A 9,684-nucleotide genomic window follows, 5' to 3' on the forward strand; every position below is an offset into this window, starting at 1 on the left:
GGCAGGTCATGCTATATCATTGGTAACGGACGAGGACGCTGAGGCGCTTAAGGCCATTGAGGATCTTATAGGCCAGCCGATTGAACAGTGCGAGCTGTAAGGCATTGCCGACGTCGAACTTACTGGAACGACGCCGGCTCCGACTAGAGACCAGAGCGGGTAGTTTTGCTACTTAGCTCATGAGCATGGTCTAAAGCATCCAAAGCAGGCACTTCAATATCCGGAATAATTCCCGTGCGCTCCCAGTTTTTCCCGGTTGCCGTTATTATTGGTTTAAATAGTGAAATACGAAACGCTAGCGTGTCGGTAATTCGGCGTACTCCAACATAAAAACCAGCACTGGCGGTGGTGTCACCGACCAGTACGGCCTTTGAATTTGCCTGTAAAGCACCGGCGAAAATTTCAGAAGCACTAGCTGTATTGCGACTGGTTAATACCCAAACCGGAAAATCACCGCGAAAGCCTTGGTGAGCTGCCGTATTGGATGCTGAAATCTCTGCAGTCTTCTCGTTTGCAGAATCAAGCACATACCAAAGAGGAGTTTTGCCGGGCAGAAAATAGCTCAACATGTACTGAACTAAATCGGGCGAACCGCCAACGGTATCTCGTAAATCAATGATGATGCCGTCGCTGTGCTCCAGAAAGTTAAAAGCTGCGTCAACAGAGTCTCTGGCCTGCCTGTCCGGCGAAAACTTATTAAACTTCAAATAGCCAATGTTACCGCTCAGGTAACGCACTTCCTCGAATCCATAGTTATTGGTTAACTTCCCTTCTTTATGGGTCAATATATGAGTGATTTCTTCGTCTGGGTTAACGGTATACAAACTAAGGTGGTTATCGCCTGTAACCGCTCGTAAATCTTGTCCCAGTACGTGCGTGAAGTCATCAAGAGAGGTCAGCGAATCGTACTGTCCCAACTTCAGCTTGTTTAGAAATAGCTGTTTTAACTCGGGAACCACTTCCGGTTCTATGTAGTTGTCCTGCATAACATCGAACGTTTTAGTCATCAGCTGCCGAACCTGTTCTGGCGGCAGGTTGTTCTCATCTGCCTGAGAAATTTCCGAATTCGACAGTAGAGAAATAAGCAAAAGTAGCAGAGCAATAAGTCTGCAAGGTTTCAGTAAAATACTTTTCATGAGTTTACCTTTAAAAATCCATTAGTAAGGGCTGGCTTGAACCAGTCCGGCATTCGTTATTCATTTAGGAACTAATGGATTCAGATAAAGGCGTTCTTGATTTTGAATTGCATGCCAACGTCTTTCCACCCGGATAAGTGAAAACGACTTGATGGCTTTATTAAAAACCAGTCAGTAAGAATGGGTTCAGTGAGCAAATAAATATTAGCAACGAGCACGCTGAACTTAGTTTCATCAATGCGCTCGAATTGCCAATTTGCTGACTGTTTATGGTGTTCAAATTGACTCGCACTTGAGTATGGAGAAGCCGAGACAGCAGCGCCGTCACTTACCTCAGACGTAACAACTGTATCGGCAACCGCAAACTGAGTATTGGTGGTCGAGTCCGGGTTACTGAAAAGCAGCCAGCAGAGCACACACAGCATTACTGCCGTAATTGTGATTTTTGCAGCCTGAAAGGCGTATTGTTTGGCTGTATCAATCATTAAACTTTCTCACACCCCAGTCCTTTCACATAGCTCGCCACAGCGCTGTTAATTTCATCTTTAAGCCACGCAGGCCCGTAGTCCGTCATATCGTTATGCCGGGACTTTAGTATTTTCTTAACGCATATACCGTATTTCTCACTCTCTTGCTGTGACGGCAACACCCCGTCGTCTGCAGGGTAATCGCTGCCGCGAATTGAGAGCACACCAATATCCTTATTGCGGGGAAGTGGAACGCGGCGGTGGTCAATCGTGATGACAGTTTCTATGTAGTCCTTGCCTTCATTCGCAAGCCAGGACGAGATATCTCCGCCGTTTGAGTGGCCAATCAGCAGCAAGCCGTTAAAATTGTAGTTTGGGTAAGCTGGCTCGAGATTGTGCTTAACGAAATCCAGCGTTTTAGCCCCCCGGCTCCAGTTCTCGCTTCTGGTTTCATAAAGGTCGCCCGATACAGACAACGGAGGATCGCTCTCTAACTCATGGCCAATAGCCACAACCATATAACCCAACTGACTTAGCCTCTTAGACAAAAAACTGTACTTGGTATGTGATACACCATAACCCGCGCTAAGCAATGCTACTGGGCATTTTTGAAACTCACTGCACTGATCTTCAGAAGTAGGATATGAGATTTTTATCGGAATATTTCTGTCCCTGGATTCATCGTAAACCCTGTTTTCGGCAAAGCCCAATGAGCTGAACAATAAGCTGGTGAGTAATATGAGGAATTTCAAATTATAGTCCTTTACGATTTGATTTTGTATTGCTCTAACTTTACTACGACTGGCTATCAATGTCGGATTTTCGATTAAAGTAAGTAGACGATCAACGTTCTAACTCCTACCAACTAACTTGCTTAGCTTACCCGAAAATGATTATTATTAAACGTATTAAGCTCGGGAATTTATAAAACAGGTACCGCAATGCCGGACAACTTAAAGCTTTACGAAGCCATCGTGCTGCTCGCGTTATGCGAGGAAAAAGGCACCATGAACGGTGCGTATGTAGAGTATGCGACCGCTGCTGCGCTAGCTGCCGAGTTATTGATGCTTGGACGTATAAAGGTTGATAACGGCAATAACGAAAAAATCGCAGTGGTTAACGACAGTCCAACAGATGACTCGTTATTAGATGAAGCTTTAACGATGATCTTGGATGCCAAGCGGCAATATGAATTAGAACACTGGGTAGAAAAACTCGCAGGTATTAAAGACCTTAAACACAAAGTAGCGCAGGCACTCGCAACTGACGGTATTGTGGCGTCCGAAAAAGAGAAAGTCTTGTGGCTGTTCGAGCGCCGTGTATACCCAGAGGTGAATCCTGAACCTGAAGAGCAGTTACGCCAGGAAATGCGCAATGTAGTACTCAGTGACGGCGACGAAATAGAACCTCGGATCGCTATTGTTGTCGCTTTAGCCAATAGCGCTGCGCTCTTACCTCAGGTATTTACCAAACGAGAGCTGAAAGATCGCAAACAGCGTATTAAGCAATTAGAGAAAGGTGAACTGCTACCCAAAGCTGCCAAAGAAGCCGTCCAGGCTATAGAGGCCGCGGTTATGATAGCGGCCATTATGCCGGCTATAACTGCGGCAACAGTGACATCGAGTCCAAGCTCCTGCTAAGTTTTTAATATAGAGTAACACGCACTAATTACTGCGGCTGTTCAACAAATAACTCTAAAAACTTTAACGCCAATGGGTTCTTTTCTATTTGCGCGCTCGTCAAACTATTAACCTCGTGTCGCAGTCCGTCGGTGTTTCCGAGCGCCACTAAGGTTAGTCCATCATCAGGTGCCTTTAGTAGGAGTCCGGCATACGCATCCGGCCACCAGCCACCATGCCAAACCAACTTATGTCCTTGCCAATTCTGGACAAACCAGCCATAGGCATAAGGCATTGGGTTACCCTCTTCATCCTTTGCCGGCGTCCACATTTTCTGTCTCAAAGATGCAGGGAGAATTTTTTCTTCATCCAAGGCTATAGAATAATGAGCAAGTGCTTTTGCGCTGGCTATAACCCCTGAGCTGGCGTTAAGTTCAGTGTTTGGTAATACTGAATTTGCATGCCCATCGGACTGTTCAGGCGCGTGGCGAAAAGGCGGTGCAATATGAGTCAGTACCTCACTGGCAGCTGGGTCTCGCCAACCAGCAGCTATACCCTCTAAATCTCCAGTTTCAATAACGTATTTATTCACCCAATAACGCCAGCTTTTATTCGTGTTTTCCTCAACCCAGTTAGATAAACGGCCAAATATAATGGGGTTGTAGAAGAAGCTTGTGCCTGGCTCACCCTGTACCTGATGTTGAAGGACATGACGCAGCGTTATCACTTGGTCACATTCTACCGTGGGTACTTGATAGCCGTTATCCAGAGTGCCTCCACCAAAGATAGTGCCGCTTGTTGTCAGCCAGTGACAGCGTCTGCCCCAGTCACTTAAGGTCGTAAAGTCCGCATCGAGATCAATGTGCCCGTCAGCCTCCATGGCCAGTAACGTCGCACCCGTGAACGTTTTTGTGATAGAAGCAGCAAGGTACGATGTGTCTTCCGTCGTTGATTCTTCGGCGTCGTGATCTTGAAAGCCAATGCTCTCAAGCAGAATAATTTCACGGTCTTTTACCACCGCAACGGACAAACTTGGAATTTTGTTCTCTTTTCTAAACTCTTTTAGGTAATCCTGAAATTCCTGAATTTTTTCATCAGTAACTTTGGACTGTGCTACCGCTTCACTTGCTGAAAAACAGACAAGCGTAGCCAGCAGCAAATAATAAATTATTGCTTTCATGATGGTTCCTTTATTAAATCGTTTTTAAATAGAGAGCTTTGCTACCAGCTATTTTTTGCCAAGGAAAGGAATACTGGGGTAAAAATACCTTCGTGCTTTTATCACAGCGATAACGTTAGCCAACATAACTAAGGCGGTATAAGGGATCACGGCAATAAAGAATAAAAAGCCAAACCCTTCGACGCTAAGTAGTGCAACAAAAGCAAGTGCGTAAATGAGCATCATGGTTATTTGAAAGTTAATAACCGCACGGCCATGAGCGTCATACAGGGGGTTATCTTCACGCTTATGGATCCAAATAAACAGCGGGCACAAGATATTGAGAAATGGCACCACAAAACCAATAAATGGCGATGAGTGCATTAATAGCAGCCACTTTGTTTGAATATTCTCGTTGCGAGGGTCATCCAGTTCAAGCAAATCGTCAACATCTAACTCGAGTGCCGCCGCTAGTAGCTTTACTGTTCTTAAGTGGGGTGTGACCTCACCTTTTTCCAAGCGTTGAATGGTACGTACGGTTACTCTGGTGCTCTCAGCAAGCTGTTCCTGCGAGAGTCCTTTTAACTTGCGCTGGTAAGTTAACCGCTCTGCGAATTTGGTGTTTTTCATTGTTGTATTCAGCTCTGTTGCCCGATAGTTCGGATAAAACATTATCTAAAAGCACCGGACATTGTTACGACATTGCCATGTCATGTTCCTGTCATTCGCTTTGATCGCTCAAAAAGTACACTTAAGCAACAATATACCGACAGTAACTCCAAAGAAAAAATTTAGCTTAAAAACATCATATTATTCTTATGCTTTGCATGCAGAACTTTTAACCCTGACTTGCCGTATTGCTAAATACACTTAGTAATTTGAGGCAATCATTAATGTTTGGACTTTTTAAGTCAGACCCTACGAAGAAAATGCGCAAAGACCTAAAGCAACTGCAAGAAAAAGCGATGGAGATGCAGCGCAACGGAAACATTCGCGATAGCTCCCATATCAGTCAGCAAGCAGACGAGCTTTGGAATAAAATTCAGGCACTGGAAAGTCAGAATAAATAAACTTGCAGTGGTGGGTTGCTAACTGGCAACCCGCTTTTAGCCTACCGCACTTTTAGCAATAACCTAAATCCCCCTTGTCTTCATTGCTCGTCAGCTTCCTTAATTCCAAATTCAACAACCATACATTTTGACATAAATATTTTATTCCCTGTGAACCAAATTTCTCACCGGCTCGTAATGTGACACGCTCAATAAGAGCAGGATAAAGAGTTTCTGAAACCGAAGTTAAATAGTTGATATAAATCAATTATATATAGCCGCATTGTAAGTGTTAATAACCTTAAAATAACGCTAAAAATAGAATTGAATCTACACTCAACTTAATTGCGATTCAGATTATATTTCAGTTTTTTGAGTCTTAGCACTTCACAAGGTACACATGAAGACGAACCTTCCTATTACTGGTGTAGAACTTGAATTCTCGAACCGGTCTAATATTCTTTCGACGACTAACCTTAAAGGTCAGATTACTTACATAAACCGCGATTTTATAAATATTAGCGGCTTCTCCAAAGAAGAACTCATTGGCAAAAACCACCATATTGTCAGGCATCCCGACATGCCTTCACCCGTTTTTAAAATGTTCTGGGCTGACCTTAAAGCAGAAAAGTCATGGATGGGTATTGTCAAAAACCGTTGTAAAAACGGAGATCACTATTGGGTTGATGCTTACGCTACACCTATCAAGAAGAATGGCCAAGTTGAAGAGTACCAGTCTGTTCGTCGTAAGGCTCAACCTCAATATGTCGAACGAGCGAAAAAAGTCTATGCACTCATTAATAAGGGTCAAACACCCCGCGGTGTTAAAACCTCCACCTCTTTAACAACTAAGTTATTGGCAAGTATTGCACTGCCAACGTTAATACCTATTGTAACTTACCTATTACACGGCTCCGGTATAGCGCTTCTAGTCGCTTGTATTATTGCCTCGCTCATAAGTGCATTTTTCACTCTGATATGGTTAGCCCCCCTGAGAGCAGCACTTAAGCAAGTTAAAAAGATAACCGACGATAAAGTCGCTCGCTATGTCTATACCGGCCGCTCTGATGAGGTCGGTTCAATTTTGTTGACTATAAAAAAACTAGAGTCCGAAAATGCGGCCCTAATTGGTCGAATAAATGATATGTCAGAAGCGCTAAACGACAACGCCACAAACTTGAGTGCGGCGGTGAATCAATCTGAAACTTGGACTATGCAGCAGTTTGAACAGACTGAGCATGTTGCTACTGCTGTTGATCAAATGTCAATGAGCATTGGTAGTGTGGCCGACAGTGCCAAAGAAACATCGACTGCATCAATTCGCGGACTAACGACAGTGAAAACAGGCAAAAGTGTCGTTGATGCAAATGCCGCTGCAATATCCGAATTAAAGGCACAGATTAATAACGCCTCACGCGTCATTAATGAAGTTTCAAAAAGTAGCATCGATATTGAAAAAATTCTTGATGTTATTTTGGGTATTGCCGATCAGACAAACTTATTAGCCTTAAATGCGGCTATTGAGGCTGCCAGAGCTGGTGAGTATGGGCGTGGCTTTGCTGTTGTTGCTGACGAAGTAAGATCATTAGCTAATCGAACACAAAATTCCACCAAAGAAATAAGACAAGTAATTGAAACGCTGCAAAATGGTGTCAAAAATGCAGTGAGTGTCATGGAAGCGGGCGAACTAATGGCGGAGGACAGTGTCAGCAAAAGCAAGGAAACAGCCTCCCATTTAGAGGAAATTCTGAAGGTGATCAACACCATTTCCCACATGAGCGACCAGATAGCACAAGCCGTTGATGAACAAAGTAAAGTTGCACAGAGTATCGGCGAAAGCGTGACAAGTATTAAGACAAGCTCTGAGCAGAACCTGGACGCAGCTAAGCTCAGTAGCGATGTAACTGACAAAACTGTCAATATTACAAGACGACTCGACCAGTTAACCAATCAGTTCTGGGATACTCAGCAAGCCAATTACTAAGGCTCCTATGTATGACACTGGGACTACTCCCGGTGTCATAACTTTGAATTTAACTCCCCCCAAAAAAACTCTACCGAATTCTAATTACTTTCTAACTGCAGTTTAATATTTGAAAAAACACCACACAACTTCTACTTTAACTATTAGAAAGATAAGAATTTTCGCAACAGTAGAGACTTTTATCATGAACAGAAGCTTTAGCTGGGGCGCAGATACATTATTCGTTTTTAGCCTTAATGAATATCAGCAAGTATCGCACTGCCCAGAAAATATTCAGGGTCTGATGAAAAAAGACAAAGACGAGTTACTGAAAAAACCTTTAACTGAACTTGTCGACAGTAACGCTCTACCCGATAAAGTAATTAAAGAGGTCAATACCTCATTAAAACGCGAAGTCCCCTGGCGAGGCATTGTCCCTTTTAATGTTCCCGAGCGAGGTACTGTTTGGTTTGATGTTATTGTTCGCGGAATATTCCGCCGTGGCAAAGTCACAGGTAGTCAATGGTTAATGCACCAGGCAGACAGTGAGTACGCTTCAGCAGCTAAAAATATTTATAGAAGGCGAACTCATTGGTTTCAATGGCTAACTCGTCCATTTCGTAACAGGAAGAACACACGTAGGTGGGCAAAAGCCTTAGCCGATGCGGATGGTTCTACTGCCAAAACTCAACACGAGATATTCGGTAGCTCTTCTCCAATGGGCAGAGCAATGTATGAGCTTGCCTTGCGCGACTCATCATTACTTGCTCTTACCGCTCGTCTAAGTGAAGGTAATGACGTGTTGGCGGAATCGGTCAATTCAACCGCCGAAAATGCATCAAAGACAGCGGATGCTACTGAACAAACGGTGCAAGACATTGAGCAAATTGCTACTTCTATGGAGCAGATGGGGCAAACCGTTGATGAAATTGCACGCAACGCAAATGATTCCTCCAGTGCCTGCAGTGACGTTAGCAAGCAAACTCAGAACGCAGCTGATTTTATTGCCGATAGCAGCAAGAAAATTACTAAGCTGGTAAGTGTTGTTAGCGAAAGCGCCAGACAAACAGAAGAGCTGTCTCGTAATGCTGACTCTGTGAAAGAAGTCAGCGAAAAAATTGACGCAATAGCTGAACAAACGAATCTATTGGCTTTGAATGCCGCTATTGAAAGTGCCAGAGCCGGCGAGCATGGTCGCGGCTTCTCCGTAGTTGCCGATGAAGTTCGTGCCCTTTCCCAAAAAACACAACAGGCCGTTGATCAAATAGAAGAGACCGTAAACCGCATGACCCAGTCAATGAGTACATGGCGTAATAAAATGTTTGAGCAACGCGACTTGGCAGAGGAATGTGGAGAGTTGGGCCGGAAATCAGAGCAACAGGTTTACGAAGTCACTGAAGCCGTAACGGGAATTAATGATCGTATGACGCAAATAGCCGTTGCCGCAGAAGAACATACAAGTGCTGTTTCAGAAGTAAAAGACAGCATGATATCCATCAACGACAACGTGCGTAGCGCAAACAAACTCACCCGTGATACAGAAGGTGAAGTTAAAGCGATTAAAACCCGCTTACGTGAGTTTCGTTCGCTGGTTGAAGCCTTTGAAGACGACTAGCTTTTCAATTCGCCAGAGGACGATTCAATATGCGCCCGAACGAACCACTGAAACTGCTCAAGCTCTGCTAATTGCCCGGTTAACATGTCTTCTGATACCGGGTCGAGCTCAGCTAATGTTTCCATCGCTTCGCGGTGGTCACCGTTAACGCCATTATAAACCTTATCCAGAGCAACTAAATGCTCTGCCACTAACCCTTTACCTAAAGAGTAGTCTTCCCATCTGCGACGCTCTGCAATAGCTTTTGGCGTACCAACAGGTACTCCACCTAACGTCGCAATTCGCTCTGCTATGGTATCGGTCATTTCACGTACGGCGTCGACCTGAGGGTCTAACATTTCATGCACACCAATAAAATTTGGTCCTACAACATTCCAGTGCACATGTTTTAGTGTCAATTGCAGGTCAAGCAATGCGACTAAGCGATCGTCAAGAATTGCTATGACCTTATCCGCGGACTCACTGTTCATTCCCGGTGCTGTAAAGTCTGCAACTTGGCTTGCATTATTGCTACTCATATTGCCTCCTGATTTATTAACGTATCAACTAAGCTTACGCATAAAATATCCAGGAAGATCGCTTTGTGGCTGCGCGCGGTAAAGGCTGAGTAAGACAAGGGCTGGTGCCTGGTGTTGTAGTTTTGCTATGTCAGGGTGTCGAAGGCCATGGATGGCCT

Annotated in this window: 10 protein-coding genes; 4 read left to right on the top strand and 6 right to left on the bottom strand. The window is 44.3% G+C overall.

The window, feature by feature from the left end; all coding sequences use genetic code 11:
* Positions 1-143: 143 nt before the first annotated feature.
* From B3180_RS10625 to B3180_RS10635, 3 genes are all read right to left on the bottom strand, one after another.
* Complete coding sequence (locus tag B3180_RS10625; protein ID WP_273024060.1) at positions 144-1,136, bottom strand: S41 family peptidase; 993 nt, start codon at positions 1,134-1,136, stop codon at positions 144-146.
* 80 nt (positions 1,137-1,216) lie between these two features.
* Positions 1,217-1,621 (bottom strand): hypothetical protein, encoded by a 405-nt coding sequence (locus tag B3180_RS10630; protein ID WP_273024059.1) that lies wholly within the window; start codon positions 1,619-1,621, stop codon positions 1,217-1,219.
* Complete coding sequence (locus B3180_RS10635) at positions 1,621-2,355, bottom strand: alpha/beta hydrolase (RefSeq protein ID WP_273024058.1); 735 nt, start codon at positions 2,353-2,355, stop codon at positions 1,621-1,623. The genes B3180_RS10630 and B3180_RS10635 overlap by 1 nt, the downstream gene beginning before the upstream one ends.
* A 189-nt stretch (positions 2,356-2,544) precedes the next feature.
* Here B3180_RS10635 and B3180_RS10640 point away from each other — a divergent pair, with 189 nt between their 5' ends.
* Positions 2,545-3,243, top strand: a complete 699-nt coding sequence (locus B3180_RS10640; RefSeq protein ID WP_273024056.1) for a GOLPH3/VPS74 family protein — start codon at positions 2,545-2,547, stop codon at positions 3,241-3,243.
* Between the two features lie 28 nt (positions 3,244-3,271).
* Here B3180_RS10640 and B3180_RS10645 read toward each other — a convergent pair whose 3' ends face one another.
* Positions 3,272-4,402: a serine hydrolase domain-containing protein gene (locus tag B3180_RS10645; RefSeq protein WP_286844414.1), complete on the bottom strand. Its 1,131-nt coding sequence runs from the start codon at positions 4,400-4,402 to the stop codon at positions 3,272-3,274.
* A gap of 48 nt (positions 4,403-4,450) precedes the next feature.
* Positions 4,451-5,011 carry a helix-turn-helix domain-containing protein gene (locus B3180_RS10650; protein ID WP_054488499.1) on the bottom strand — a complete coding sequence of 187 codons (561 nt, stop codon included), beginning with the start codon at positions 5,009-5,011 and terminating at the stop codon, positions 4,451-4,453.
* A gap of 263 nt (positions 5,012-5,274) precedes the next feature.
* Between B3180_RS10650 and B3180_RS10655 the strand changes: the two genes are divergently transcribed.
* The 3 genes from B3180_RS10655 to B3180_RS10665 all read left to right on the top strand — a co-directional run bounded on the left by B3180_RS10655 (position 5,275) and on the right by B3180_RS10665 (position 9,008).
* On the top strand, positions 5,275-5,451 hold the full coding sequence (locus tag B3180_RS10655) for a DUF6435 family protein (RefSeq protein WP_273024050.1): 177 nt from the start codon (positions 5,275-5,277) through the stop codon (positions 5,449-5,451).
* A gap of 379 nt (positions 5,452-5,830) precedes the next feature.
* Positions 5,831-7,414, top strand: coding sequence for a methyl-accepting chemotaxis protein (locus B3180_RS10660; RefSeq protein WP_273024049.1), 1,584 nt, complete (start codon positions 5,831-5,833; stop codon positions 7,412-7,414).
* Positions 7,415-7,598: 184 nt separating this feature from the next.
* A complete protein-coding gene (locus tag B3180_RS10665; RefSeq protein WP_278358397.1) occupies positions 7,599-9,008 on the top strand; it encodes a methyl-accepting chemotaxis protein in 1,410 nt (469 codons plus the stop codon).
* Here the strand turns inward: B3180_RS10665 and dps are convergent.
* Positions 9,005-9,526, bottom strand: coding sequence for a DNA starvation/stationary phase protection protein Dps (gene dps, locus B3180_RS10670; RefSeq protein ID WP_054487382.1), 522 nt, complete (start codon positions 9,524-9,526; stop codon positions 9,005-9,007). The two genes, B3180_RS10665 and dps, sit on opposite strands and share 4 nt — an antisense overlap.
* Positions 9,527-9,684: the final 158 nt, after the last annotated feature.

The organism is Idiomarina sp. UBA4206 (genome assembly GCF_002383015.1).
GTDB lineage: Bacteria > Pseudomonadota > Gammaproteobacteria > Enterobacterales > Alteromonadaceae > Idiomarina > Idiomarina abyssalis.

Bases quoted from the DNA above. Each gene is read 5' to 3' on its own strand.
- B3180_RS10645 (WP_286844414.1), bottom strand. From the start codon at position 4,402: ATGAAAGCAATAATTTATTATTTGCTGCTGGCTACGCTTGTCTGTTTT.
- B3180_RS10655 (WP_273024050.1), top strand. From the start codon at position 5,275: ATGTTTGGACTTTTTAAGTCAGACCCTACGAAGAAAATGCGCAAAGAC.
- B3180_RS10650 (WP_054488499.1), bottom strand. From the start codon at position 5,011: ATGAAAAACACCAAATTCGCAGAGCGGTTAACTTACCAGCGCAAGTTA.
- B3180_RS10640 (WP_273024056.1), top strand. From the start codon at position 2,545: ATGCCGGACAACTTAAAGCTTTACGAAGCCATCGTGCTGCTCGCGTTA.
- B3180_RS10665 (WP_278358397.1), top strand. From the start codon at position 7,599: ATGAACAGAAGCTTTAGCTGGGGCGCAGATACATTATTCGTTTTTAGC.
- B3180_RS10630 (WP_273024059.1), bottom strand. From the start codon at position 1,621: ATGATTGATACAGCCAAACAATACGCCTTTCAGGCTGCAAAAATCACA.
- B3180_RS10660 (WP_273024049.1), top strand. From the start codon at position 5,831: ATGAAGACGAACCTTCCTATTACTGGTGTAGAACTTGAATTCTCGAAC.
- dps (WP_054487382.1), bottom strand. From the start codon at position 9,526: ATGAGTAGCAATAATGCAAGCCAAGTTGCAGACTTTACAGCACCGGGA.
- B3180_RS10625 (WP_273024060.1), bottom strand. From the start codon at position 1,136: ATGAAAAGTATTTTACTGAAACCTTGCAGACTTATTGCTCTGCTACTT.